This is a genomic window from Marinibactrum halimedae (assembly GCF_021234875.1).
In the GTDB taxonomy this organism is placed as follows: Bacteria; Pseudomonadota; Gammaproteobacteria; order Pseudomonadales; family Cellvibrionaceae; genus Marinibactrum; species Marinibactrum halimedae.
On sequence record NZ_JAJQVM010000027.1, the window covers coordinates 1 to 26,649 of the forward strand.

Sequence of the window (26,649 nt, forward strand, 5' to 3'; positions counted from 1 at the left end):
GCTTTCCGGCTTTGATATGGGCAATAGCGTCTTCGAGATCGAAAGGAAGGTCTGATTTGGACATGTGTCATCTCCTCTGGTTACAACCAGTTTATGAAAGAAATGACACAGAAATTTGAACACTACCCACAGAATTTTGAACAACCTCCGGATTTATCGCTGCTCACTATTTAACAGTTAAATATTTCCTTCCTTAAGCGGCCCTGTTTCACCCACTTCTTCAACCTCTCCATTTTCAACGGCAGGTATAACTTCTTCCGCCATTACCATTGTTGTTTCATAACTATTTTCATATTCTATTACTGCTAGCTCTCTGGCTTTTTGTGCTCTTTCTAAATCTTCATTTGCGACCTTTAGCGCTTTGAGTGCTTCTTTGTGTTGATTCGATAATTCTTCAGACTCAGTGTCAGCGGCTTTAAACTCCTTGTGTTTTTTGTCTGCAATGGCCTTACGATTATTTATAAAAGCAAAATTATCCTTGAATTTCTCTTCGGCCTTTCTTACATCGGCTTCAGCTTGTTCATACGCTTCTTTTAATTTTTTAATTGCTGCTTGCTTTGACTCTATCTCTGGCAACGCTTTCCCTTTCTCAATCAAATTAACTTCAGCCTCTCGTACTTTTATGCCAAGAAAGAGCACCTTTCCACGCGAACTTATTTGATCAATCAAGCTAGCCTGTCTAGTGTTTTCAGCACTCGGGCGATCAAACTCAATGTTTCCATCTTCCACAGAGGGATTACTTTCTAAAATTAAACGTACTAAAGTTTCTTTAGCGTGTGCGGTTTTATGGTCTGCTCCATGAGCTTCCGCAAAGGTCATCATAGCTTCAATTGGGGTATGAGCACCCTTCGATGGCCCATTGTATTTAGAGTCTTTTGCCATTGCCCAATCTGTGGCTTGAGTTGCCGCATAGACCTTTTGCTCTGTTAGAGAGGCGCCCAACATGGTTTCCAAAAATAAGGTAGTATTCCAAACTGTCATGGAGGGACCAAAACGAGAAGTCGCAAAGCGCTCCTTAGTAGGAACGACACCCCCCTCAGTTTCTGGCGTAGCCCTAGGCGTTTCGGCAAGCTGTGCGTGCTTCGCTTTGTTTAAGGTAATACCAAACACATAGCGAGAGAGAATGTTGAGCGCCTGCATTTTTCCGTCGCCGCGATACTTATCCCAACCTTCCACTTTAGACCCAATGACTATTATCTCCTCACTGCCATTAATCAGTTCACCACTATTTTTGAGCTCTTCTATTTCGTTTTCTTTTGTCTTTATACTTGGATTGTTCTCATCAGCGGCTTTGAGCTGTTGAATTTCCGTATTGAGTCTTGCAATTTGGCTGACAGTGGTATTGTGCGTCTTGATGCTTTTGTGCGTAGTATCTTTATACTCTTTGGCAACAGCGGTGAGTAATGCGCCAATGTCCCTTGCTGTTTCTGGAGTAAGTTTTTGTTGTTGTTTGAGATCTTCACTGACGCGCGAGCAGACTTTCTCCAAGGCAGCAGCAGGAGAAGAAAATTCTTTTCCAACTTTCTTAGGATTTCTATGATCATTTCTTATGTAGTGTCTATAGTGATTATCACGGTCCCAACTATCTTGGTTCAAAGGGTTTTGTTCAACAAAATCGATCAATCTCTCTAGCAATCTCAGCTGATGGGCTTGTTGGGAAGCCGATTTCATGCTGTCATTCATGGCTTGATTAATTAGACTGTTAAAAGCTATATCCACTTCTTTTTGTTTGAGTGAATCAAAAGATTTTGATCTCGCTTTTCCAATAGATGCAACGTTTTCAATTAAGGTTTTAAGTTGCCCATACTCGGCACTCGTAAGCCTTTCACCTGGATCTTTGCTATTTAACTCTGCTCTAGCATGCATTTCACAATCCATTATTGTGGCTCCCAGCTTCAAGTCTCTACTGGTGGGCTCCACCACACTTTGCAGTTGATTAGGCGTCGGCGTATAAGCTCTGGCTCGAGTTTCTGGCTCCAAGTGATTTTTTATGTCTTGGCGCGTTTTATTTATCTGTGTTACATATGAAGATTGGGTTGCAGTCGTTACTGCTCCAGCTGTGCCTGACATGTTAGCTTTGCTCCTTTAATTACGCTAAACACTGTTAAGGAAAAATGAGTGTGCGCTACGCTCTGATAAAGTTTGAGCTGTGAATAACGCTGGGGCTGTTTTGGTGCTTCTTCCCGTAATTGGCAATACGTTGATTAATATCGAAGAGTTGAAGCTTTAATTGCTTGCTGAGATCCACCAAGTTGGTCAAGATATTTTGAAAATCCAGGAATTGTGTATGCCCTATCTCTCTAAGGTAACTCAACACGAGAATTTCACCTTTCGGATCAAAAGCAATGGAAGCTCCTAATGTACCATACTGGTATAAATTCAAGGTGAGCGCTTTCTCAAAAGCTTGTTGCTTGTCTTTTTCCATGACTTGTATAAGATCAATATTGACTGAAAAATAGTCAGAGTTTCTTGGAGCAGAAAGCATAATTTTGACTCCTGCTTCCTTATCAGCAAGGTAACCGTTGCCATCTTTATCCAAGGTTAAAGGGTTGGCACTGTCGGAACTTAACTCCAACAACCAAAACTGAATTTGTTCGTAGGCACAATTCATAGTGACTCCTATTTCCGTATGGTTTGTAAAAGTGTTAGTAGTCTGTGTGCTATCTATCACTTGCTGGTTCAAGATTAAAGTCTTTACTGAAGCGAACGAGGCTCAAGTTGACCCCTGTATGACTAATAGATAATTGTCTTACCTATTAAGACCGAAAAAGGATAAAAAGATTGTCAATTTTTTAAAAATTAGCTCATTAAAGTCTCATGACTTGTAAGGGATTGATATAGAAAAGAGTGATAACTTCGTACATGAGAGGGAATGATTATCTAACTTGATGGTAGTTGGGCTTGAGAGCCCAACTCATAGATTTGGAAAGGTTTTTATTTGATTATTTGAAGCTCTGTAGGGGGACAATTATTCGATCAATATTCAACCTCCGCTGAGAATAAATGAACAACCCAGTGGTATTTCACCCCTTGGGGACAGATTTTTTCATCAAAGACGTCACGGATTTTAAGTGGCTCTTCGGTTGAACTAGGGCATTCCGTAAATAGGAAAGACCATACCGGAACAAACTAATCTCAGGTCTTCCATGCTTTAATAGCTTGATCGGTTTTTCTCATTACGCCACACACCCGTGTCGTAACACCAACACAACGGTAACGCCATCACGGCCAGTAATCGTGAGAGCCTTTTTTCACAGCTCAATCGTGTTTCTTCTAATTGAAACCCGCGCCCCTCTGTAGAGGACAATACTCTGTTACTTTCTACAAAAAATTGCTCTCAAAGAGTTGAACTTCTTTCATCAAACTTATATTGTTGCCAGCATAATGGCGTGAAAATCATTTTTAATGATAAAAAACATAGCTCATCAAACTAGCACACCATAAATAATTTTTTCGTCAAGTAGAATTTTGTCATACAAATAAAAATAATAAATGATCAACATCTAGAATGTGAAATACACAGAACATTAAATAACTTCGAAAAGCGAGAATAAAACCTGTGCTGGCTTAATCTATAGCCATATAGCATTTTTATTATAAAAAACAAAAAATTGTAATCGTTTACTTATAAATAATTACAAATACCCAAAGTAGGATCAACAAAATAATAAAACGAGCACCAATCATGTTGTCTTCAAGCTGTTCATAGAACACCTATTTAAAACTAAACAGAAGAATTCAGCATCATTTTGCGTTATACACCCCCTTTATAGAGAAGGTAATAATAATGATAAAATCCAAAAAACTTAGTTCAATCATCAGCAACATAGCCATTAGTGGGTCTTTAGGTCTTATGGGGGCAGCTTCATCATTCGCTGCTGTAGAAGGGCCTTATGTTCCACCAGAAGGTAAACAGCTTTTTATCGTGGGCCAAGACGTCGATAGTATTTCTAATTATGTCGGCGCTATTGGTAATACTCCCGGTGGCGTCACCGGTTATATCAGCCTAGCTGGCCTAACAGGCCTAACCAGCAACGTCGATAACGGCGCCGGTCTTAACAATATGGATACCTTACGCCAGCGCTACCCAAACAGTACTTTAGCTATTGGGGTTTACTTAGTGGACCAATTGGGTGATATCAACAATGGTAGCCTCAATAATGACATGGACGAATTAATCCGCGTGCTCAAAAGCTGGAATCGCCCGGTTTATCTACGATGGGGCTATGAGTTTGACGGAAACTGGAACCGCTATGATTCCGAAGAGTTCAAACGCGCCTGGATTAATTTCTACAATCGTAAACAGGCAGCCAATGCGGATAATATTGTTATGGTATGGCAAAGCTCAAGTTATTGTAACGCTTTGCAAAATGGCAGAATTCAACGTTACACCGATAAAGCTTTAGATGCCTGGTGGCCAGGCGATCAATATGTCGACTGGGTAGCCTTGTCTTATTTCCGCCCGGATGATTGCGCTACTCCTAACTCTGCCATTAATGAAGTAGTAAACTTTTCTCGCTCTAAAAATATGCCTTTAATGATTGCTGAGTCTGCACCTCAACGCTATGACTTAGATGAATTAACCTATTCATCGGAAGTCGCCGCGAACACCAGAACGTCTATTCGCGCTAATCGTTTATGGAGAGAATGGTTTAGACCGTATTTTAACTTCATCGAATCCAATAGTGATGTCATTAAAGCAGTCGCCTATATTAATGCCGACTGGGATAGTCAAAGACTGTGGGGCCAGCCTTACAACCCTGATGATCGCACGCAAAGCGATATTGATAACAACCGTGGTGGAAATGGTTATTGGGGGGATACCCGAGTACAACAAAGAAATTTAATTCGCGATAATTGGGTAGCTGAAATTAATTCTAATAACTGGCTACACGCGTCTTCTAATTTATTTCAAACATTAGATTCGTCAACGCCAACGCCAACGCCAACGCCAACGCCAACGCCAACGCCAACGCCAACGCCAACGCCAACGCCAACGCCAACGCCAACGCCAACGCCAAATAATTGTACGAGCAGTCATCCGATATTTTCACAATCGTGTAATCAATGTTTTGCCGATGAAGCACAAGCCGCTTCATCAAACTGCCCAATCTAATTCACCTTAAATGCCAGTGGTGTTGAACCACTGGCATAATTAAAAAACTGTCAATTTCTATTCAATTACCCTAATAGCAGATTTTTCTTTTCTGTATCAATTTCCTTCTCTCTATCACCATCACAAACACTTTAATATTCATGCCAATCAGCATTCAATACTGAGACAGCGTTATTTTAGAAAAAACTAATATATACGAATGTCTAATATGATTCGGGATAAGCCCTAAGATTAAAATACATAGCACACCTGAAGATTGAATCGCCTATCTGAACAATGAAGCCATATTGGCTTTGAATTATAAAAAATCTAAAAAAGCTGTCGTACATCAAAAACTAGGAAAGCCACATTTATGGAGTAAAATTAACGTAGACTTCTAATTTTTTCGTTTTAAATTGTCTTTCATTTGCAACTATCTATACTTGCAAGTATTTTGAGACTCGATTAAGGCTATGGCTTTCAGGCTGCAAGTAATCGATGATGATATTAGTAATATGCGCCATTGCGGCCATTTTGTAGAAAAGGATACAACCATGGGCAAACTATCCAACAACCAAGTAGGCTTTACGTTAATCGAGCTGACCGCCGTGATTGTGATATTAGGTATTCTCGCCGCTTTTGCGATTCCAAGATTTGCCGACTTGTCATCAGAGGCAAGAGTAGCAACCCTTGAAGCATTACGAGGTAATGTGTCTTCAGCCGCTTCCATTATAAAGTCAAAATCGATTCTTGAAAGTACCTCAGACGCTCCCTTTTCTTCCATTGAAATCAACGGACAAACGATTGATCTTGAATACGGCGCTCCAGCGCCCACTGCAAGCGGTATTGGTATTGCCTTGAATGCCGACTGGGCAGCGGACTTATCCCGAAGTTTTGTCTACGTAAGAAGAAATGATGAGCTGATGATTTCTCCTTCAGGCTTGTATAATACCGTGCCTACACAAGCTCAAATGGTCGCCAGCGCCTGTTACCTAATTTACTATCAAGAACTGCCCAACACCCCTTTCCGAGTGTTCATTCCCAATAGCAACGGCTGTTAAAAAGACACCTCTTTACTTTTCGGGCTCTTTAAAGTTTTCTGCTTTCGCCAAGAGCCCAATCTTATTTTTCGACATACCACTCCACCTGCCACATTCTTTTCTTTCACACTAAATATCATCTCTCAACTCATGTTAAAAAACAGAGTCATCTAATTCATCCTACGAAAAACAAATACAATACTAGAGCCACAAAAAAAATCTTTTTCATTAAAGTCTTCTTGCAAATTCTTTAAACATCTCAACACAGCAGCTTGTTTAAAAAAATCTTCATCAAATTGCAACGGCAAACTTCTACCGTTCGCTCGCCCGGTTTTTTTGAGGCAAACACGCAATTGATTTCCATATTTTTCTTAAGTAGAAATTTAAAGGTATAAAAATCGCATACACAATATCCTTAAACAAAAACTAACAAAGAGGACACCATGAAATTAATACAATATTCAATTCTTTTAGCCTTCAGCTTAGCCACCTCTCTGTCTTTTGCATCAGAAAGCACAGAAGTAGCAAAGCCCAATAGCGATCAAAAAAAGGCGCTTATTTTCTCTGGCCTGACCATGGCAATTCCAGAAGACTATGCACTCAATACACTCTATGGCTGCGATAGTTTTAAGATTTACACTGCAAACTTGCCCTCTATCGACACAGGCATTCCCTCTCATGCCAAGGCCGTGTGCAATACCGAAACTGGTGAGTCGGATGTTCACTTTAATGTGAATAGTGTTACAGGTATTCATTACATCACAACCAGTACTCTAGAAACGGCAACCAGCTACAGCGAAACAGCGGAAACACAGCATTTTTCAGATGTCTTCTTCAAGAAAGACGTATACACTCAAGAAGATGCACTGGATGAAGCTGGATTTATTCTTGCTCAACTTTCCGAACGTTTAGCTCAAGAAGCACAATTCAACTCGAACGATTGGCTCAACGCCGCTGTCACCGCAAGTGTTAGCAGAGACTCTAGAGTTGGTATTGAGTTTAGAGGTAATTTTTTCGGGAGAGTACGTGAAACCGGCGGTACGATTACGTCTAGAGACATCGGCAGCGGATCAAGTTGTACTAACCTTTCTCGAGAATTCACACGTTCTTTTGGTTCTGGTGATTGTGGGCATATTATCGCTAGAAATTTAGGCGGCTCTGGTTTAGTTACTTCGCCCAGTAGGACTCAAATTTTCCCACAAGACCCCAGCACCAACCGTGGGCCATACAACCGCTGGGAACAACGTATTGCCGCTTACGTTGATGACAATTGTACCGTTAGAGCTAACATTCGCTTTTATTACTCCGGCAACTCTCTAAGACCACGCTCAGTCAGCTACCGAATTTATCGTCGCTCTAACTCTCAATTTTGCCGAAATGAATTTTTGGATGAATTTGGACAAACTAATTTTGTAACTATGTCTTTCCAGAATTAATACAAGCGAGACAAAAATCAATCTGCTTATTAAAAACATTTTTATCGAGAGAAATGTGGGAAATAAAAAAGGGAGCAATACAAAATGTATTGCTCCCTTTACTTTCCTAACGTTGCACTAAATTTTATTGCTGAGTATTTAACGCATTCATTAGTAAGCTTCTAGGATAGAAAAATTTCTATCAGAATCTCGCCATCATACTTCTAAACCAGGAGAACATTCTCTCTAGTTGTGGACGTGGTCCGGCTTGAGGGGTTTCCGCTTCTGGCTGATCCGTTGACTCTTCCTCCGTTGGCGTTGGAGAGGTGACCGAACCCAATACCGTTGAAATCATATCGTCTACGGCATTGCCTGAGTTCGGATTTGCACCTTGATCAGGAACACCACGATAGTTGTTTAATTCAAGGTCAGAGAAACGCCAATCACGGTAGTCAGAATCGCTGCCAGTACGGGAAATTGTGTCTTCGCCATTCACGCGAATGGTTAAGCCACGTCGAACAGACGTCGCACCATTTACAGTAACACCCCACTCTTCACGCTCAGAGTGTACATGCGGATCAACATTCACATCCTCATGCTCAGGAGTACAATTACTGGTTCTCAAAGAAGTATGCGTATAACCACCACTTCCACCGTTTACACGAGTTGTACGTGAATGACAAAAATCACGGCGTTCTTCACCTTCACGATCCGCGTACGCTCTGTAAGCGGTGTATTGTACGTTTTCTTCTTTAAAGTATTCACCACTCGCTGAAAAAGACGGACCAAAGGAGCTAACAAAAACCGACTGGAAAACTGCACGGGTGATGGTATCGGTAACCGAATGGTTTTTGCCGAAGTTGCCGCCTTTAATTTTTTCTTGAGAAAATTTGGCATACCCTTGTTGAACCGAGCTAATTAAACCTTCGAAGTTGGTGAAAACACGAGTAGGCTCTTGTCCTTCACCGTTGTCTCGACGAATAACAACTTCATTCGTTGGTTTATAAATTCCAACATACAGAGTGTCATTCACCTGGAACATTTCTACGGTGCGGTAACTTGATAATGGTCGATAAGAAAATGAGCGAGGGTCACGTTCGGGATGACCACCACGACGAAGTGTAAAAGGCGTTTCATTCAATAATGCCTGCCCCAAACCCAGTGCTTCCGAGAAAGTCACACCTAGAGCAATGCCATCTTCTTCATTCCTGAAGAACATTTCGAGTGGACGCTCTGTGCCCTGCTCCATCATGGTTTGAGTATAAGTGCTTTCTTCATAGCATGGATTAAGGTCCACACATTGAAGGGTATTCATAACATCCTGAGCGACACTCAGCCCTGGTAACGTCATACTAGCTGCCAACGCTAATAATTTGAGTTTTGCTTTCATTATTTTAGTACTCTGTAAAATGGCCTTTAAAAGGCCTATTTTGGCGAAATAGGTTTAAAAGAGGACTCACTACTTGAAAGGTGAGTGCATACATTACAACAAATGCACTTTTATAAATCAGTCGTCATCTGATAGAAAATGCCAATCCTGAGTGGTCTATCACACTCAAAATGCGACCTAAAAACAGCATTCATAGAGAACAAAAAATAGCCCACAAGCCCAATAAAAAGACCACTACAAAAATGGCATTAATTAGCGAAAATCTAGAACCAAAATGTATACAAAATTTCGTTATGCTGGGGGACTGATTTCAGATTAGAAGAAGTGAAAGAGTATGAAAGAGGTTGTTTATTTTACAAACAACCCCTGTAGACGATAGAAAAGATTACGTATCAAAAAAATGCCATTAATAGACACAAATTAAAAATCAACACTCACGCCAACATACCCTGATCTCGGCGCTTCATTATAGCCATTTAAGCTAGCATCACGATCCAACTCTTTATTAGTGAGATTCCGAATACCCACACGTAAACGAACTGAATCCGACCATTCAGAATTCAAACCAATATCAATGGTGCTGAAGGCATCTAAAATATCATTATTTCTAATAGCTTGTTCACCGGTGTAATTGTATTGCACAAAGCTGTTTAATGACTGGCTGAACGTCAAAGCCACCCTTGTCATAAAACTGTGCTCAGGCCGTTCTAATAACGTATTACCAGTGGCCTCATCTTTGGCATCCAGATAGGTGTAGGTGGTATTGATATGCAATCGATCCGTGAGGTTACCTTTTACTGCAAACTCAATCCCTTCAATTTTGGCTGACGCAATATTTTGATAAGTAAAAACATCTCGCCCTTCTTGCTCGCCCAATACGGTATTCCTATCACGTTGAATTAGATCGTCAACATCATTCAAAAAGAAGGTTAGCTCCCCACTCCAATATTCAGATTGATAAAGCGTACTGAATTCATAGTTATCGCTGGTTTCCGGTGAGAGATCTGGATTACCAATAACGTAACACGAACCCCTACAAGAACTCAGGCGATATTCTTCATTTAAGCGTAATAAAGAGGGTGCTCTAAAAGCTCGGCCTAAACCACCTTTAATCACCCATTGATCATTCAGTCGGTTAACCAAATACACTCTTGGACTCACATGAGAGCCAAATTCTTCATGGTTATCCATTCTGCCACCAACGGTAAGCGTCAAACCATCGGCCAATGACCACTCATCCTGAATAAATACGGCGCTTTGATCTACCGAAGCCTTACCCGTTTCAAGAAGATCGCGTTCACTGTCTAGTTCAGTGGAACGCACTTCTCCACCATAGGTAATACGATGCGGCCCCCACGCATTAGTAAATACGGCATCAAGAATTTGGTTTTCTTCTGTAATTTCCGCCACACGGCGAATACCTTCTTCTACGTCCACTGTCTCGACGCTGAAGCGTACCTGGCTGTCCAATAAATCCCATTTCCCATTATGGGTAATCGAGACGCTGTTTCTCTCTACCGTTGCTTCAAAAGGTGATGACCTGCTTACGGTTTCGAAAATACCACTACGCTCATCGTTACTGTGGGCCATATCCAGAGCCAAGCTATGTTGGTCATTAATCTGCCAACTCAAACTGCTCAATAAGCTGTAACTGTCTCGGTTTTCTAAGCCTGTCACATCCGAACGGTCTCTCCCAGACTCATCGTTTTCTTCAAATGGCTGCCAAGCATCACGATTACTGACATTAAGAGAAAGATTTAAGAACAGTTCGTCCTCCACCAACGCACCAGCGGTATTCATCCCCAACTGATAATGCTCACCGCCATCCTCTTCAGGTGAAGAAACATTGGTGTTAACGGTACCCGCCCAATCATTGTCTGCTTTCTTGGTGATGATATTGATCACACCACCTAACGCCTCGGAACCATACAATGAGGACATAGGCCCACGAATAATTTCGATTCTTTCGATACTGGAAGTCGGAATGGTGTTGTAGTCAAAATCGTTACCTCGAATGACAGCATTCGATGAACTCATACGACGACCATTGAGCAAAATCAAAGTAAAACCGGAATCCATCCCCCGTAGCTTAATAAACTCTCTACCCGCTCGCCCCTCTTGCTTGGTACTCTCCACCCCAACCGACTGAGACACAATATCATTGAGCGTATCCGCTGAGAGTGCCTCAATTTGCTCTTGAGAGATCACTGAAACCGATGCAGGCGCTTCCATCACAGATTGAGCAGTACGAGTCGCCGTGACGACCACTTCTTCTAATGACGCATCCTTCGTTTCTGCGATAGACACAGCAGAAAACGCCATTAGAGAGGCCAATGAAGCCAAAGGCAGTCGTTTAAAAACGCGATAAGGGATCATGCTTGGTAAATCCTGTAGTAGTTGGTATAGATTTCTATGACTTTGGCGAACACCAAAAATGATAATCATTATCATTCACAAAAAGGCACAAGTCAATTAAACCTCTGGATGCTACCTGAGGATAATACGCTTTGACTGATACTGTGGAGATATGAATAAATTTCCAATAAAAACAAGACAACAGGCTCTATTGGAAAGAAGTACATAGGGTAGAAATTTACGCTGACTTAGTTTTCATCAGAGGCCTTATCCCATTCAGTGGAAAAACCCGCATTTCGAATGTAAGACCTAAAAGAATTAAAAATTAACTCACTCCACTCTTGAAGATTCAACTCCCCACATATCAAATTATTTTTTGAAGCATCTTCCACTAACGCATCCACCATTTCCCAATAGAATTTAGATAAGTGTAAAGCCTCATCACTATTTGACACATCAGTGCCATTTAAAATTTTTTCCACCAAAAGATCTGAAAAGGCATTTGCATAATGCAATGAAATTTCTTTTTCTTTGGGGTATTTGAAGTTAATCATAATGTGCGTTGAGCTAATTAAGCGAGAACCATTCAATAAAAGCTTTATTTTTTTGGAACACGAAATTACTAAGAATGGAAAATAAAAAGGCAAGCCAAGAAGCCTGCCTGAAATGAAAATTAAAAACTAACCGGCAATTTCCGCATTATGATAAACACGCTGAACATCGTCTAAGTCATTTAGCATATCCAAGAATCGTTCAAATACTTCCACATCGTCGCCAGAAATTTCGGTGGTAGTGGTTGGAACAAATTGAATTTCATCCACATCAAATTCAATATCACCCAACGCCTCAGTTAATGCCGTTTTGGCTTTGAAATATTCCGTGTGAGGCACAAACACCGAAATTTTACCGTCTTCGCATTCGATATCACTCACTTCGGCATCGGCTTCCATCAGCGCATCCAATGCGGGTTCTTCATCATCACCGTTAAATACAAAAATAGCGGAATGATCGAACATGTGGCTGACGCTGCCCTGCGACCCGAGCTTGGCCTTGGCTTTGTTAAAACAGGTACGGACATCCCCAAAAGTGCGGTTAGGGTTATCGGTTAAACAATCCACAATGATCATGCAATTACCTGGGCCAAAGCCTTCATAACGAGCCGGGTCGAAGTTTTCTCCTCCCGCACCTTTGGCTTTGTCCAATGCTTTTTCAATAACGTGGCTCGGAACTTGATCTTTTTTTGCACGATCAATCAAGCTGCGTAAGGTTAAGTTACCTTCTGGGTCTACCCCACCAGATTTTGCAGTGACATAGATTTCGCGGCCATATTTGCTGTAGACCTTGGTTTTGGCATCGGCCGTCTTGGCCATGGATTCTTTTCGGTTTTGATAAGCTCTGCCCATTTTTTAAGCAACCCTTCGAACGGATGAAAAACGTGGATTCTACTCCCTCTGACTCAAAATATCAGCCGCTGGTACACAACTCTGGGCCTGTGAATAAGCGGCTGCTGAGAAAACAATCGATTTAGCTACTATCAATAATTAGAGGTTTGAATAAGCAATTCATGACTTTTATTTGATTAATTGTGCCTTGACTTCTATGGTTCGGCTCTTTTATTACTTTTCGAACGTACTTAGTTTACGACCACTCAATCATAGAAGCACAATAATTTATGTTACAAACAATTGAAGACGTCTTGGTCGCTTTTTCAGATTTTATTTGGGGTACACCACTATTAGCGTTGATTCTTGCTGGTGGCGCTTTTTTCGTTGTCTACTCTAGGCTATTACCTTATTTGTATTTCGGACACGCATTCAAAATTTTACGGGGTGATTACAACGACCCCAATGACCAAGGCGATATCTCCCACTTTCAAGCCTTATCCAGCGCCCTCTCTGGAACACTGGGGCTAGGTAATATTGCCGGGGTTGCCGTGGCCATTGCTGCCGGTGGCCCAGGGGCGATTTTCTGGATGTGGGCAACCGCATTGGTCGGTGTAGGAACGAAGTTTTTTACCGCCAGTTTGTCGGTGATGTATCGAGGCAAAGACAGTCAGGGCAAAGTACAAGGTGGCCCGATGTACGTCATCGAAACCGCATTGGGAAAGCGCTGGAAACCATTGGCAATGTTTTTTTGTGTGGCCGCCATGTTCGGCACCTTGCCCGTGTTTCAAATCAACCAGCTTACCCAAATTGTTCGCGATGTAATTGCCGTACCCGCAGGCTGGACCGGCCCAGAGGCGCACCTTGGTTTTGATATTGTCTTTGGCAGTTTGGTGGCCGCCTTGGTGGCAGTAGTGATTTTCGGTGGCGTAAAACGTGTCGCGGCGACCGCTGAGCGCATCGTACCCATCATGGTGGTGGGTTATTTACTGATTACTTGCTGGGTGCTCATCTCTAATGCCAGCGCCATTCCCTCGACGCTCTTGTTGATCGTCCAAGATGCTTTCTCAGGTTCTGCCGTTGCCGGTGGGTTACTCGGCACCATGATTATTGGTGTGCGCCAAGGCACCTTTTCAAACGAAGCTGGCATTGGTACGGAGTCACTTGCTCACGGCGCCGTCAAAACACAAGAACCCATTCGTGAAGGGTTGGTAGCCATGGTTGGCCCCATCGTCGATACTATCGTAGTCTGTACTTGTACTGCATTGGTCATCTTAATGACCGGCGTATGGGAAACCGGCAGTGCGGACGGCGTAACCCTTACGGCAAAGGCTTTTGAAACCTCACTGGGCAGCATCGGCCCTTACTTACTGATTGTACTCGTATTCTTTTTCAGCATTAGCACAATGTTTACATTTTGGTATTACGGAACAAAATGCTTGAGCTATTTAGTCGGGGCTGATCGTGTAGGGTGGTACCGTTACGCTTATGTGGGCTTAGTGATTGCCGGTGCAGTGGTGTCAGTCAAAGCGGTGGTGGCCTTAATGAGCGGAATGTATGCGTTGATGGCCATTCCTACCATGTTATCTTCCTTTATTTTAGCGCCCAAAGTTATGGAAGCAGCAAAAGATTATTTTTCTCGATACTAAAACACACTCTTAGAACAAGATGTAACCATTTTTATTACATAAGCTTAAGTTACGTTACATCATTTACACAAAGTCACGTTACATAAAATGGTTCACCCGTCTATTGTGGTTGCCCTCCCCTGTTGATGTGTTGCCAGTAAGCTATGGCAACACCTCCCTTTCCATCCGTGCTCATACCTCACATAATGCCAGGAACCTATTTTCACATTGCTAATCTTAAGGTGAGGTAGACCTGATACTGTATTTTTAACGTAATTAAAAAGTTATATTTTTTATCGAATAAATATAGATTTTAATGTCATGTAAAAAACACTTACGCACACACCATATCGTGTTGCTTGGTTGTTCATAACACTTCGCTTTGAAAACGGTACACAATGACCATATCCCCGTTAAACTTAATCGCATTATTGTTGAAGCCATTACGCCTAAAACTATTGAATAACGCAATTTCAAAATCCACTTCCAAAACGGCCTTAAAAAGAGTGGGCGCCCTATGCACTAGCTTATTTTTCACCATGGCCATCTCGCTTCCCGCACTGGCTCAATTCAAAGGGAATTCTAAACCGACTTTAGTCACAACAGAGCGAATTGTCATAGAGCGTTACCAAGATAAAACCGAGGCTCTAGGCACCCTAATTGCCAATGAAGCGGTGGACATTACCGTTAATGTCACAGAGACCATCTCTGCCATTGAGTTTGAAGATGGCGCCCACGTCCAAAGAGGTGATGTATTGGTGCGACTAACCAGCGCTGAAGAAGACGCCGCCTTATTGGAGGCGCAAACCACCGCACGGGAAGCCGAGCAACAATTACGACGTTTAATTCCACTCGTAAAATCCGGTACAGCAACACAATCGGCGCTGGACGAACAGCAACGTAATTATGATGCTGCCAAAGCGCGTTTGATTGCTGCGCAATCGAGGTTGCAAGATTTTGTCATTCGAGCCCCCTTCTCCGGCACCATTGGCTTACGCAATATCAGCGTTGGGGCACTTGTCCAACCAGGCGATGTCATCACCACACTCACAGACAGTCGCCAAGTGAAGTTAGACTTTAACGTCCCCGAAGTGATGTTAGGCGATTTGTCCGTCGGCTTACCGGTTATCGCCCATTCTCGTGCCTACCGAGAGACACAGTTTTCCGGCAAGGTGATGAGTATTGATAATCAAATCGACCCGGTCACGCGCTCTCTGACGGTTCGAGCCATATTGCCTAACGAAGACCGCCGCCTTAAACCCGGTATGCTGATGACATTAACGATCTTTCACAGTGAGCGGGAGGCCATTTTCGTTTCAGAGGAGTCCATCATTCCTCAAGGCTATGACAACTTCGTCTACGTAGCCAAAGAGACCGATACCGGCTGGATTGCAGAGAAGCGCAAAGTTGAACTGGGTGTGCGACGCCATGGCAGTGTTGAGGTCGTCAATGGGCTCATCCCCGGTGAAAGCGTGGTCTCCCACGGCACCATCAAGGTGGCTCCGGGCGGCGCAATTGACCCTCAGCCCCTTTCCACGCTGTCAGCGACCAGCGTTACAGGTTAAGAGGAGGGCTGATCTATGATTTTATCGGATGTATCTGTGAAACGCCCAGTGTTCGCAGGTGTTCTCTCCCTTCTACTGATCGCGTTCGGGTTGATGGCCTTTGAACGCCTATCGTTAAGGGAATACCCCAATATTGATCCCCCCATTGTCACCATCTCAACCTCCTACCCCGGCGCGGCGGCCAATGTTGTCGAAACTCGAATCACTCAGCTTATCGAAGACCGCATTGCAGGTATTGAAGGCATTCAATTTATGTCTTCCACATCAGAAGACTCCCGCAGCCGCATCACCATTGAATTTAAAGTAGGCAGAGATGTAGACGCGGCTGCAAATGACATTCGAGATCGAGTCAGCGGCATTGCCGACGACCTACCCGTTGAGGCGGATCCGCCCGATATTCAAAAAGAAGACAGCAACGACGACGCCATCATGTGGCTGAATTTTGTCGGTGAAGGGATGACCACCCCGGAGTTAACGGATTATGCCGAGCGCTATTTGGTGGACCGTTTTTCGATTCTCGATGGCGTCTCATCGGTTCGGGTAGGAGGACAGCAACGTTACGCCATGCGTATTTGGGTTGATCGCAATGCGTTGGCGGCGCGCAACCTGACAGTATCGGATATCGAAAGCGCATTGCGTTCGAACAATATCGAATTACCCGCCGGCACGATTGAGAGCGACCAGCGACAATTTACTGTGCGCACGAAGCGGACGTTCCATCAACCTTCTGACTTTGGCAATTTGGTGATTGCCCAAGGGCAAGACAGCAACGGTGGCTACTTAGTGCGCCTGGGCGATGTGGCCCGTGTGGAAAAGGGCACGGTCGAAAATCGCAGCTTCTTCCGTGGTAATTTAGTACCGCAAGTGGGTATCGGTATTATCAAACAATCCACGGCCAATACCATCGAGGTGGCACGCCAAGCCAAAGAGCAAGCAGCTCGAATTAACGAAACTCTGCCAGAGGGCATGTCGCTAGAGCAAAGCTACGATCGCTCCATTTTTATTGAAGGTGCGATTGATGAAGTGTATCAAACACTGTTTATTGCCATCGCACTGGTCGTGTTGGTGATTTATCTGTTTTTAGGAAATGTTCGGGCCATGCTGGTGCCTGCGGTCACGGTTCCGGTCTCTGTTATTGCCACTTTCAGTGCGTTAGCCCTATTCAACTTTTCCATCAATTTATTCACCCTGCTCGCCTTGGTGTTGGCCATTGGCTTAGTCGTGGACGACGCCATTGTGGTGCTGGAAAACATCTCTCGGCGAATGGAGCAATACGGCGAATCACCCCTAATTGCAGCCTATCGAGGTGCGCGCCAAGTAGCTTTTGCTGTCGTGGCCACCACGGCGGTGTTAGTGGCGGTCTTCGTTCCCATTGCCTTCCAACAGGGGAATATCGGCAGATTGTTTTCTGAATTCGCCCTTACCATGGCGGCGGCAGTGGTTTTTTCTTCTTTTGTGGCCCTATCATTGTCTACCATGTTGGCCTCAAAGTTTTTACGCAATACCGATAAATCCAACGTTATTGTAAGGGCGGTAGATAGCGCCTTTGGCTACTTGCAATCTCACTATCTCAATACCGTTGACCACTGCATTAAACACCCATTGCCCATTATTGTGCTCTTTTTTAGCTTGGTGGGTACTATGGCGTGGCTGTACCACAATACACCAGAAGAGTATGCCCCCAAGGAAGATCGCGGCGCATTTTTTCTTATCGTTAACGGCCCGGAAGGCGCTTCCTACGATTACACCAAAGGCTACATGGAAGAAATCGAACAACGCTTAATGAGCTTCGTCGACAACGGCGAGTTTCAACGATTACTTGTGCGAGCCCCTCGCGCCTTTGGCACCACACAAGATTTCAGCGGTGGCTTGGTGATCATCGTCTTAGAAGACTGGGATCAGCGACGCAGTGCCTTCACTCTTATGAACGAAGTGCGAAGCAAACTCAGTGACCTTCCTGGAGTTCGTGCCTTCCCGGTAATGCGCCAAGGCTTTGGCGGTGGCTTGTCAAAACCGGTAAGCTTTGTAGTCGGTGGGGGCACCTATGCAGAGCTCACCCAGTGGCGCGATGTCTTAATGGAGAAAATCAGTGAGTCTAACCCAGGTTTAATAGGCATTGATTGGGACTACAAAGAAACCAAACCCCAATTGGAAGTGGATATCGACTACACCCGTGCCGCCGAACTGGGCGTCGATATCGAAACCATTGGCCGCACCTTAGAAACTATGCTTGGATCACGTAGAGTGACCACTTACATCGAAGGGGGTGAAGAATATGATGTTATTTTGGAAGGCGAACGCTCTCAGCAGCGCACCATCCACAATATGGAAAACATCTATGTCCGCTCCACTGTTAGTGGTCAATTAATTCCGCTGTCTAACTTAGTCACGATCAATGAATTTGCCGACAGCAGCCGTCTGAATCGATTTAATCGAGTACGCGCCATTACCATGGAGGCCAATCTGGCCGAGGGCTATTCCTTAGGCGAAGCCATCAACTATCTCGAAACATTGGTACGGGAGCACTTACCCACGGAAGTGGTGATGGACTATAAAGGGCAATCGCGGGATTTCAAATACGCCGGTGCGTCCTTGATTACCATCTTTTTGCTCGGTTTGTTCGTAACCTATCTGGTTTTGGCCGCGCAATTTGAAAGTTGGGTACACCCGTTTGTCATTATGCTTTGTGTACCACTGGCCATGGTCGGTGGGCTGGCTGGGCTTTACTTTACCGGTGCCTCATTAAATATTTATTCTCAAATTGGCCTTATTATGCTGGTCGGGCTCGCCGCTAAAAACGGGATTTTAATCGTCGAGTTTGCTAATCAGCTGCGAGATGAGGGGGTGGAATTTACCCAAGCGATTCGAGAATCGGCCAGCACTCGCCTGCGCCCCATTGCTATGACGGCCATTACGACAGCGGCTGGCACCTTGCCATTGATTCTCTCCAGTGGCCCTGGCATGGAAACCCGTGCAGCCATTGGTTTAGTCGTGTTGACAGGTGTCATCTCAGCCACTCTCTTCACGCTGTTCGTGACACCTGTAGCCTATTCTCTGCTGGCGCGTCACACCGGTTCGCCCATGTCGGTCACTCGCGAATTGCAGGATCAGCACCAAACTCACCCACCACACGATTTGACCGATGTAGACACCACCAGCCTGCCTTAATCAGGTAGGCTATCGTCAGCGGAGTTGGTAAAACCATTTTGAAATATCACTCAAAATAATGACTCCGCTGCACTGCAATATTCCGTATAAATTATGATAAACATTGAAAAACGATAGCTATTATCATGGTATAAGCTGCACTGCAGCATAACGACCACATCCATGCAATTTACATAAACGGTATTCTTTATGGCAAAAGGGTTTGTGACACGTCAGGTTCGATGGAGTGACGCCGCAGAGCAATTAAAAGCGATTCGCTACACCGTGTTTGTTGAAGAACAGCATGTGCCCGAAGAAGAAGAGCTGGATGAATACGACGCAAAGTGCATGCACTTTTTGTGTTTTGACAAAGAAAACACGAATACCCCCGTCGGCTGTGCTCGCGTCATCGACAATGGAAAAATTGGCCGAGTCGCCGTTTACAAAGAATATCGCGGTAAAGGTGTTGGCGTAGAGTTAATGCTCGCTTGCACCCGATATTCTGTGGAGGTATTACAAAAAACGCCAAAATTGGATGCACAGCTTTCAGCTCTGACGTTCTATGAAAAACTCGGCTTTGTAGCCCATGGCCAAGAGTTCATGGATGCAGGGATTCCCCATAAACACATGACCTACGCTCTTTCCTCATTTATCTCATCTACCCCATCAAATGATGACCACAGTAGCTCTGAGCACAAAGCCACTGACTCATCATTTTCACAACATACACGGCACAATGGCGATAACGTAACGCCCATCCGGCAACCCGTTATTGGCTATCCTGACGTGACAGCCCAGTTATCAGACACCCTCTCCACCAGTCGAGGCACACTGTATTTATGTTGCCCAGAACTTCTGATTAATGTTTTTAATGCCGACAACACCCACTCTGCCCTCAGCGCGTTTTTTAAATCTCACAACCGCAACCAACTGCAGCTCATTTTGGACGTCAATACCAGCGAAAACTTACCAACTGAAGGGTTATTGAGTCTGGCAAAACGACTTCCCAGCCGAGTGACTATCCGTACACTTACCGACGAAACCGTGCGCTTTGACAGTGTAAAATTGCTGGCCGATCACCACGAGTGGGTTGCCACCTTAGAAAATACACAAATCATTGCACACCGGCGGCGCTTAAGTGATCATCAATTTCAAATGGCAAAAGAGCATTTTGAACGTATGTGGGAACACGAGTCAGAAGACAATCCTAATTTTCGGGAGGTTCGGATCTAAAACTCGACTGTAAAAATAAGCTGTAAAATTTAGATTGAGGTCAACAGTCATTCCGGCTCAAAATGCAATGCCTATCTAAAAACTATTTAAGGAAATTGATTTCAAAACCATCACAAAGGCAATTCTTCACAGGCCAACAAACGCCGGTATTCATTTTTCTCTGATTCGGTAGCGAAACGGGAAAACAGCGTTTGTAAGCGAGCGATATTCAACATTTGCTCGATTTTTGATAACTGTGCTTGTTGTCGCTCAAGGTTAAGGTAAGCGTCAATCAGCTGCTCTAACTCAAGGTAAGCGCTGATGATATTCAATAAAGATAATTGCTTTTGAATTGCTGTGCGGGCCTCTCGGGTAAGTGGGTCTGTTTCACCACTTTTTAAAGAAGGGCTCATATCAACTAACCCAGGGGAGGCGCCATCACTGAGATAAGCACTGTAAATATCAGGCCAATTCTCTTCAATCCATTGAGCAAGTTCGATTTTTTTCTCTTCCAGCACGTCTTGTTGTTCACCAATAGCCCGCTCCATAACACCAATTTTATAGCTTAACGTGGCATACGCTTCTGAACGAGCTTCCGATTGCAGCACTGGTGTGGAAAAGGGTTCGGCAATACGTTGGGCTGCCTGGTAATAATCATTAAATTTAGAAATACTGCTGGGTAACCAACGTGTAAACCAATCCTGCCAATGCTCTAAATACACCTCACTGGTAGAGCGAGAAAAATCCAAACTCAAGGCATTTCTCAAGGTGTATAAATGCGCTTCGCGCATTGTGACCTCTCCGTTTTCATCATAATCTGGCGATTCCAGTAACGGCTCTCCCGTACGCTGCATACCTCCCAGCGCTTCAAAAAAATAAGTGGAATAATCTCGATAGCTCGCCTCCTGCACTGACGGAGTACACCCTTCAGAAGTCAGAAAATCCAATTGGGATACAAACCCGCAACGTGTGTCTTCAGTCAACCCGTTTGCCGGTTCCATGTTTTTAAATATCACATTGGCAAATGAACCGGAGTAACACTGGGGAAAAACAAATCGAAATTCAGAAGACTGATTATATTGATCTAAAAATGTTGAAAATTCCCTCGCACTCCACGAAGAGTGATTCCATAATCGTAATACATTTTCATTGGTATCCTGCTCATCCAAATCGCCGTGTCCTTGATAAATCAACGTGACTCGCTCTGCAGGAAACTGAGACAAGGTATTGGAAAGTAGTGCTTGAACCGATTCACGATGTGCAGGACGAGGGTCTATTAAAAACTCGCTGGATTTCGATTCCAATAACTCGCCATCATTTATGGCAAAGTGAATCCATTGTTCGGTCGTTGCAACCTCAGCAGGTGTCGATAAATACACATCATGCTGCGCATTGCCACCGTCGGTATAGGCCAGTGAAATACGATCCCCGTAACGTTCCGCCAAGATGTGATAAATCCATCGAGTATTACGCTCAATAGACACTTCTGAGGAAGTGACATCCCCTCCACCGCCGACAATCACAGCTTGCTGAGCCACTGCTGCATTGGATACCGCTAACCAACCCAATAATGTGAATAACAAACTCAAACAACGCACCAAATCCATTCGAACATCAAGTTGAATAATATGGCGAGTCAGGTTTCGAAAATGTAGGCAAAAAGAAGACAACGGCATTTTATCCAGACTCTTTCACGAATTCGGTACATTTTCCGCCGTCAACGAGGCAGCAGTTGTATCCAGTTTTTTTTGAGCGGGGTCGTTTATGCTTCTCGCCTCAAGAACATTTTGCAAGGATGCGCTTGGAGGTTGCTGAGTGTTAAATAACTGTGCTCGTAAAATCATCTGGGCAACGGTAAATTCCAATAGCCACAAAGCCATGAGAAATAACGTCACTCCCATAATGATCGGCGTTTGTTTTCCTACCTGTGTAATAACAAAAGCATTCGCGGCAATAAGAACAATAAAACGCATAACCCAGCTGTACGCCCCCACAGGTAAGCTGACCAAACCGGGCACAAGAAAAAATACAAATAAGAGACCTGCAAAAAGGGGCATAGATGACCACCAGTCTTCCAATACAATGGAAAATAACTGGGCTTTGCTAAAATATTGAGTCACCAGCGGCCAGTAGTACAAAGTGGACTGCACAGATTGATCAACTAAAAATCCGAGCAGTTGAAAAATAACAAGAAACAGTGGGTATGCCATTCCAACGGCAATAATATACAACACACACACAGCAATAATATGTGCCAATTTTCCCTTCATGTATCACCCTAATTGATTGAATATCTCTCTACCATCACCAATGATGTATCGCCTTACTATTACCTAATAAATTGCGAACAACAAGTAACGGTGACCTGGCGATTACCAATAAACAATGGCTTTTTTATTCTAATATTGAAGCCACATAATGATTGAGCAGAGACATAAACTCAACCTTTGGTTTAGAGGCGAGCTACAAACCTAGATGATCACGTAACCGTAAGTAGGCCATCCCAATTTGGCTCAAGGGCGCCTGAAATCGTTTTCCCCCAGGAAAAGGCCGATGATCAATACCCGAGAATGTTTTAAAGCCCGATGTTTCCCCTATCAAACACTGAGCCATAATGCAGCCCAACGTATGAGGCAGTGTAATACCATGACCACATGCCAAAGCATAAAAGACATGGGAGTTAAACGATCCAACACAAGGTAAGCGATTTTGTGTCACGATACCTTGCCCAGTCCATGCATAGTCCATTTCCACCGTTTCCAACTGTGGAAATGTATTGAAGATACGCTTAATTATTGTACCCTTTGAACCACTGACACTGTTTTCACCATAACTAAGCCCTCCCCCATAAAGCAAGCGGTGGTCTTCGGTGAGACGAAAATAGTCCAAATCGTAATTGGCGTCTTCCACGCCATATTGCTGTGGAAGCAAACTGTCAATCAGTGTTGATGACAGAGGCTCCGTTACTACCACACCCGATGGAGAAGGAAGGGTAAAACCCGAGAGTTCCGGAAGCAACGGTATTTCAGAAGCATTGCAAGCCATTACAACCGTATTCGCCGTCACACACCCTTTTGGTGTATGAATTTTCACGTGCTGATCGTTATGTCGACTCAACTCACTGTTAACTAACGAGTATGTATCCACAGGGGAGTGAGTGAAAATACGCCCACCTTGAGATTCAATCGCCTGGGCTTCTCCTAATGCCAAATTCAGAGGATGAAGCTGGCCTGCCCCATGGTCAACCAGCCCCCCCATAAAGCGTTCACTGTTGGCGTATTGGGGCAAGGTATCCGCTCCAATAAGCTCCAACTCACGATAACCAAATCGACGCCACAATCGCTCTTTCTCTGCGAGTCGATTTAACTGTCGGTCATTACTTGCTGCAAAAAAAACACCCTGATGAAAGCCACACTCAATGGCGTATTTTTCCATCCAGCCTCGAATCACTCCTGAACCGGTAAACGCCCATTTGCCCAATTGCGAGGCAAGCGCATCGCCATATCGGGCTTCAATTTCATCCAACTCAGATTCAAGGCTGTGAATCAGCAATCCGCCGCCACGGCCACTGGCACCAGAGCCAATGTGTTGTGCCTCCAAAACCACCACCGACACACCTCGTTCAACAAGGTGTAACGCTGTACTCAGCCCAGTAAACCCAGCACCAATAATACAGACATCCGCCGATATGGATTCCGTAAGAGGCGGTCGATCAATTGGCCCACTGGCCGTTGCTGAAAAATACGTTTGAGACAGATCACGATCAGAAGAGGAAGGCGTATTCATAAGCACCGCGATACCTTTCTTACAGCATCTATTACACAACTGAATCTTAATCTTACACAGTCACACCTTATACAAAGGGAAGTTTGCGAACATAAAGCCCATAAATGCGAGCCCATCAAGCATGGCCAGTGCAAATGTAAAATTGATGCGTAAATACCACTATGGCATTTACTACTATGGCATTTACTACTATGGCATCGCCATGAAAATCCCACATTATTATTGTCGTTGTTCAATTTCTTTCGACCGTTAGGCGGCAGCATAAATAACTCATCTCTACCCAATTGGCGGTAATTGGTAACGCTCACACCATATCCATTCTGGCGGTGTCAACCGTCTACACGAGGTACACAATAGTGTAGTAATACAGCTATTATAGCCATCTTTATTGGTAAGAAATTTCTAACGGTAAATTTTGAGATAACGTGCTTGTGACTTCTGAGAAGCCCCTTTCAATTAGACGCTTCACTTCAAGCGATGATACTGCTCACAGGCCGACTGAAACGCTGAAAATATATTTTGATAAAATGGATTGAGATGGGCTTTCCATTCTGGATGCCATTGAACGCCCAATAAAAACGGGTTATCGATACCACATGATATCGCCTCAATTAAACCATCCGGTGCACTGGCTTCTACTTTGAGCCTCGGTGCTAGAGTACAAATACCCTGCCCGTGCACAGAGTTCACAATGACATCCGAATGCAGAAAGCATTGCGATAACCAACCGCCCGGCTCAATATGAACTTTATGTGCCGGGCCATATTGAGCCTCTATAGATTCAGAAGCGTCTCCCCGATGATCAAAGAAATCACCCGCTTCATGCACCTTTCCGTGCAGGGTTCCACCAAAGGTGACATTAATTTCCTGTAATCCTCTACAAATCCCCAAAATAGGAATGCCTTTACGATGGGCGTATTCAATCATCCATAAATTTGTGTGGTCTCGATCTGGGTCGCGTAATTCATGAGGGTCGGAGACAGTGGATGTATACCCGGATTGGCCATGAGAATAATGTTTTGGGTCGATATTGGAGTCACTACCGGGAATCAGCAGTCCATCTACCATGTGCAGTAAATCCGTAATGTCGGCTTTCGCGGCCAAAGCAGGGATCATGATTGGAATAGCTCCCATTAATCGGGAAACCACCAACAAATACTTTTCACCCACACAATGGTAACGGTGTAACCCGATGGTTTTACAATCCGCCATTACCCCAATAATTAACGCCATATTTTTGCCTCACTTCAAGGCCAAATTCCAAACCCCTTACGTCTCACCCTGGAATGACTTTTTATTCTTTTTGGAAATGCTCATCACACTCTATCGAGAATAGACCACATGTGCGCGGTAGAATCCATTCTACTTTATGCTAATCATCCACATTAGTTAAACCTAATTAATACTGAAAGCATCTCAACTCTTTACCAATAATGATTATTCGACAAAACGAATTGAGAAAACACATCGCCACCGCTCTTTTCATTCCCTGTTATTGGAAGAGGATCATTAATCAAACTTTGAGAAATCGGGAGCCCGCTTTTCAAAAAAAGCCCCAACCGCTTCGGCAAATTCTGGTGACTGTAAGCCATCACGAAACGCTTTCATTTCTTCTTCCATTACTTTAAAGCCATCTTTAAAACGATAATCTCGGATAAGTGCTTTCGTTTTACGTAATGCCATGGGTGGCTGCGCTGCTACTTTACGTGCATTTTCAAGCGCTAAATTGAGGCTAGAATCGCCCTCAGCCACAGTGTTAATAATGCCGATATCGCGAGCCGTATCCACGCCAAAAGATTCTCCAAGCAGCAACAGCTCACTCGCCCGTACATGCCCTGCCAATAATGGCAATATTTGGCTACATGCGAATTCAGGACAAAGACCCAAATTCACAAACGGTAATTTAAACTTGGCACCGGCACTGGCGTATACCAAGTCACAGTGTAATAACATGGTGGTGCCAATACCCACCGCATTGCCATCCACTGCAGCAATCACTGGCTTTTCGAAGGTATATAAGGTTCTCAAAAACACCGCTACCGCACTTTTCTCATCGGTAGGGGGATTACTGGCGAAATCCATTAAATCGTTTCCGCTGGTAAAACAGCCGCCAGCACCAGTAATGACAACAACGCGAATGCTTTTATCGTCTGCTGCTTCGGCAAAACGATTGGCCAACTGCTCATACATGTCGATATTGATGGCATTTTTGCACTCGGGGCGATTCATGGTAAGTGTCATAATGCCACCATCGGTGGAAGCATGAACCGGTGATTGATATGAAGTTGACATAAAGTTTCCTTGTGTTTTCCAAAGCTCGATTCACCCTTGCCGCGCCGTTTATAGGTACGTTTCACTCTCGTAGGCAATGAATAAGATTAAAAATCGAGCATTGTTCGGATTTTCATTATTATCAGGGCGAAGTCTGTTAAGCGTTACGCCAATACACCCTCTAGCATACTCCACCCTTCATAAGATGTGAGTATGCAAATAGGCCAAGCGCCTTACATATGTCATCCATATGTCATCGCCCTACTTGTCCATTCCCCTTACTTGTCCACCCCCCAAGGTATCGGACCAGCGAGGCGCGAGGACAATCGTATTAGTATTTAATATAAAGAAAAAAGCCAGCAT

At 44.0% G+C, this 26,649-nt stretch carries 18 protein-coding genes; 7 read left to right on the forward strand and 11 right to left on the reverse strand.

Annotated features, from left to right (window positions below; genetic code table 11):
• Positions 1–177 precede the first annotated feature (177 nt).
• Both LU351_RS15020 and LU351_RS15025 read right to left on the reverse strand, forming a co-directional pair.
• Positions 178–2,070, reverse strand: a complete 1,893-nt coding sequence (locus LU351_RS15020) for a hypothetical protein (RefSeq protein WP_232594906.1) — start codon at positions 2,068–2,070, stop codon at positions 178–180.
• 55 nt (positions 2,071–2,125) lie between these two features.
• A complete protein-coding gene (locus LU351_RS15025) occupies positions 2,126–2,611 on the reverse strand; it encodes a CesT family type III secretion system chaperone (RefSeq protein WP_232594907.1) in 486 nt (161 codons plus the stop codon).
• A gap of 1,176 nt (positions 2,612–3,787) precedes the next feature.
• Here LU351_RS15025 and LU351_RS15030 point away from each other — a divergent pair.
• The 3 genes from LU351_RS15030 to LU351_RS15040 all read left to right on the forward strand — a co-directional run bounded on the left by LU351_RS15030 (position 3,788) and on the right by LU351_RS15040 (position 7,571).
• On the forward strand, positions 3,788–5,116 hold the full coding sequence (locus LU351_RS15030; RefSeq protein WP_232594908.1) for a glycoside hydrolase family 26 protein: 1,329 nt from the start codon (positions 3,788–3,790) through the stop codon (positions 5,114–5,116).
• A gap of 533 nt (positions 5,117–5,649) precedes the next feature.
• Positions 5,650–6,156, forward strand: a complete 507-nt coding sequence (locus LU351_RS15035; RefSeq protein WP_232594909.1) for a pilus assembly FimT family protein — start codon at positions 5,650–5,652, stop codon at positions 6,154–6,156.
• Positions 6,157–6,578: 422 nt separating this feature from the next.
• Positions 6,579–7,571, forward strand: a complete 993-nt coding sequence (locus LU351_RS15040; RefSeq protein ID WP_232594910.1) for a DNA/RNA non-specific endonuclease — start codon at positions 6,579–6,581, stop codon at positions 7,569–7,571.
• A gap of 181 nt (positions 7,572–7,752) precedes the next feature.
• On the opposite strand, the gene LU351_RS15045 is transcribed toward LU351_RS15040, so the two are convergent.
• From LU351_RS15045 to LU351_RS15060, 4 genes are all read right to left on the reverse strand, one after another.
• On the reverse strand, positions 7,753–8,940 hold the full coding sequence (locus LU351_RS15045; RefSeq protein WP_232594911.1) for a hypothetical protein: 1,188 nt from the start codon (positions 8,938–8,940) through the stop codon (positions 7,753–7,755).
• A 420-nt stretch (positions 8,941–9,360) separates the two neighbouring features.
• Positions 9,361–11,316, reverse strand: coding sequence for a TonB-dependent receptor domain-containing protein (locus LU351_RS15050; protein WP_232594912.1), 1,956 nt, complete (start codon positions 11,314–11,316; stop codon positions 9,361–9,363).
• 227 nt (positions 11,317–11,543) lie between these two features.
• The gene (locus LU351_RS15055) at positions 11,544–11,942 is read right to left on the reverse strand and encodes a hypothetical protein (RefSeq protein WP_232594913.1); all 399 of its coding nucleotides are present in this window, start codon (positions 11,940–11,942) and stop codon (positions 11,544–11,546) included.
• A gap of 33 nt (positions 11,943–11,975) precedes the next feature.
• On the reverse strand, positions 11,976–12,698 hold the full coding sequence (locus tag LU351_RS15060) for a YebC/PmpR family DNA-binding transcriptional regulator (RefSeq protein ID WP_232594914.1): 723 nt from the start codon (positions 12,696–12,698) through the stop codon (positions 11,976–11,978).
• Between the two features lie 269 nt (positions 12,699–12,967).
• On the opposite strand from LU351_RS15060, the gene LU351_RS15065 reads away from it, so the two are divergent.
• The 4 genes from LU351_RS15065 to LU351_RS15080 all read left to right on the forward strand — a co-directional run bounded on the left by LU351_RS15065 (position 12,968) and on the right by LU351_RS15080 (position 20,250).
• Complete coding sequence (locus tag LU351_RS15065; protein ID WP_232594915.1) at positions 12,968–14,326, forward strand: alanine/glycine:cation symporter family protein; 1,359 nt, start codon at positions 12,968–12,970, stop codon at positions 14,324–14,326.
• A 377-nt stretch (positions 14,327–14,703) separates the two neighbouring features.
• Positions 14,704–15,870: an efflux RND transporter periplasmic adaptor subunit gene (locus LU351_RS15070; RefSeq protein ID WP_232594916.1), complete on the forward strand. Its 1,167-nt coding sequence runs from the start codon at positions 14,704–14,706 to the stop codon at positions 15,868–15,870.
• Positions 15,871–15,885: 15 nt separating this feature from the next.
• Complete coding sequence (locus LU351_RS15075) at positions 15,886–19,038, forward strand: efflux RND transporter permease subunit (RefSeq protein WP_232594917.1); 3,153 nt, start codon at positions 15,886–15,888, stop codon at positions 19,036–19,038.
• Between the two features lie 189 nt (positions 19,039–19,227).
• On the forward strand, positions 19,228–20,250 hold the full coding sequence (locus tag LU351_RS15080) for a GNAT family N-acetyltransferase (RefSeq protein ID WP_232594918.1): 1,023 nt from the start codon (positions 19,228–19,230) through the stop codon (positions 20,248–20,250).
• Between the two features lie 110 nt (positions 20,251–20,360).
• On the opposite strand, the gene LU351_RS15085 is transcribed toward LU351_RS15080, so the two are convergent.
• From LU351_RS15085 to LU351_RS15105, 5 genes are all read right to left on the reverse strand, one after another.
• Entirely contained in the window at positions 20,361–21,905 is a 1,545-nt protein-coding gene (locus LU351_RS15085) for a hypothetical protein (RefSeq protein ID WP_232594919.1), read from the reverse strand.
• Between the two features lie 15 nt (positions 21,906–21,920).
• Positions 21,921–22,499 (reverse strand): hypothetical protein, encoded by a 579-nt coding sequence (locus tag LU351_RS15090; RefSeq protein WP_232594920.1) that lies wholly within the window; start codon positions 22,497–22,499, stop codon positions 21,921–21,923.
• A gap of 193 nt (positions 22,500–22,692) precedes the next feature.
• A complete protein-coding gene (locus LU351_RS15095) occupies positions 22,693–24,015 on the reverse strand; it encodes an NAD(P)/FAD-dependent oxidoreductase (protein ID WP_232594921.1) in 1,323 nt (440 codons plus the stop codon).
• A 465-nt stretch (positions 24,016–24,480) separates the two neighbouring features.
• The gene (locus LU351_RS15100; protein ID WP_232594922.1) at positions 24,481–25,248 is read right to left on the reverse strand and encodes a gamma-glutamyl-gamma-aminobutyrate hydrolase family protein; all 768 of its coding nucleotides are present in this window, start codon (positions 25,246–25,248) and stop codon (positions 24,481–24,483) included.
• A 276-nt stretch (positions 25,249–25,524) separates the two neighbouring features.
• Positions 25,525–26,307: an enoyl-CoA hydratase gene (locus LU351_RS15105; RefSeq protein ID WP_232594923.1), complete on the reverse strand. Its 783-nt coding sequence runs from the start codon at positions 26,305–26,307 to the stop codon at positions 25,525–25,527.
• Between the last annotated feature and the right edge of the window lie 342 nt (positions 26,308–26,649).

Coding starts and splice junctions, on each gene's coding strand:
- LU351_RS15020 (WP_232594906.1), bottom strand. CDS start 2,070: ATGTCAGGCACAGCTGGAGCAGTAACGACTGCAACCCAATCTTCATAT.
- LU351_RS15025 (WP_232594907.1), bottom strand. CDS start 2,611: ATGAATTGTGCCTACGAACAAATTCAGTTTTGGTTGTTGGAGTTAAGT.
- LU351_RS15030 (WP_232594908.1), top strand. CDS start 3,788: ATGATAAAATCCAAAAAACTTAGTTCAATCATCAGCAACATAGCCATT.
- LU351_RS15035 (WP_232594909.1), top strand. CDS start 5,650: ATGGGCAAACTATCCAACAACCAAGTAGGCTTTACGTTAATCGAGCTG.
- LU351_RS15040 (WP_232594910.1), top strand. CDS start 6,579: ATGAAATTAATACAATATTCAATTCTTTTAGCCTTCAGCTTAGCCACC.
- LU351_RS15045 (WP_232594911.1), bottom strand. CDS start 8,940: ATGAAAGCAAAACTCAAATTATTAGCGTTGGCAGCTAGTATGACGTTA.
- LU351_RS15050 (WP_232594912.1), bottom strand. CDS start 11,316: ATGATCCCTTATCGCGTTTTTAAACGACTGCCTTTGGCTTCATTGGCC.
- LU351_RS15060 (WP_232594914.1), bottom strand. CDS start 12,698: ATGGGCAGAGCTTATCAAAACCGAAAAGAATCCATGGCCAAGACGGCC.
- LU351_RS15065 (WP_232594915.1), top strand. CDS start 12,968: ATGTTACAAACAATTGAAGACGTCTTGGTCGCTTTTTCAGATTTTATT.
- LU351_RS15070 (WP_232594916.1), top strand. CDS start 14,704: ATGACCATATCCCCGTTAAACTTAATCGCATTATTGTTGAAGCCATTA.
- LU351_RS15075 (WP_232594917.1), top strand. CDS start 15,886: ATGATTTTATCGGATGTATCTGTGAAACGCCCAGTGTTCGCAGGTGTT.
- LU351_RS15080 (WP_232594918.1), top strand. CDS start 19,228: ATGGCAAAAGGGTTTGTGACACGTCAGGTTCGATGGAGTGACGCCGCA.
- LU351_RS15085 (WP_232594919.1), bottom strand. CDS start 21,905: ATGCCGTTGTCTTCTTTTTGCCTACATTTTCGAAACCTGACTCGCCAT.
- LU351_RS15090 (WP_232594920.1), bottom strand. CDS start 22,499: ATGAAGGGAAAATTGGCACATATTATTGCTGTGTGTGTGTTGTATATT.
- LU351_RS15095 (WP_232594921.1), bottom strand. CDS start 24,015: ATGAATACGCCTTCCTCTTCTGATCGTGATCTGTCTCAAACGTATTTT.
- LU351_RS15100 (WP_232594922.1), bottom strand. CDS start 25,248: ATGGCGTTAATTATTGGGGTAATGGCGGATTGTAAAACCATCGGGTTA.
- LU351_RS15105 (WP_232594923.1), bottom strand. CDS start 26,307: ATGTCAACTTCATATCAATCACCGGTTCATGCTTCCACCGATGGTGGC.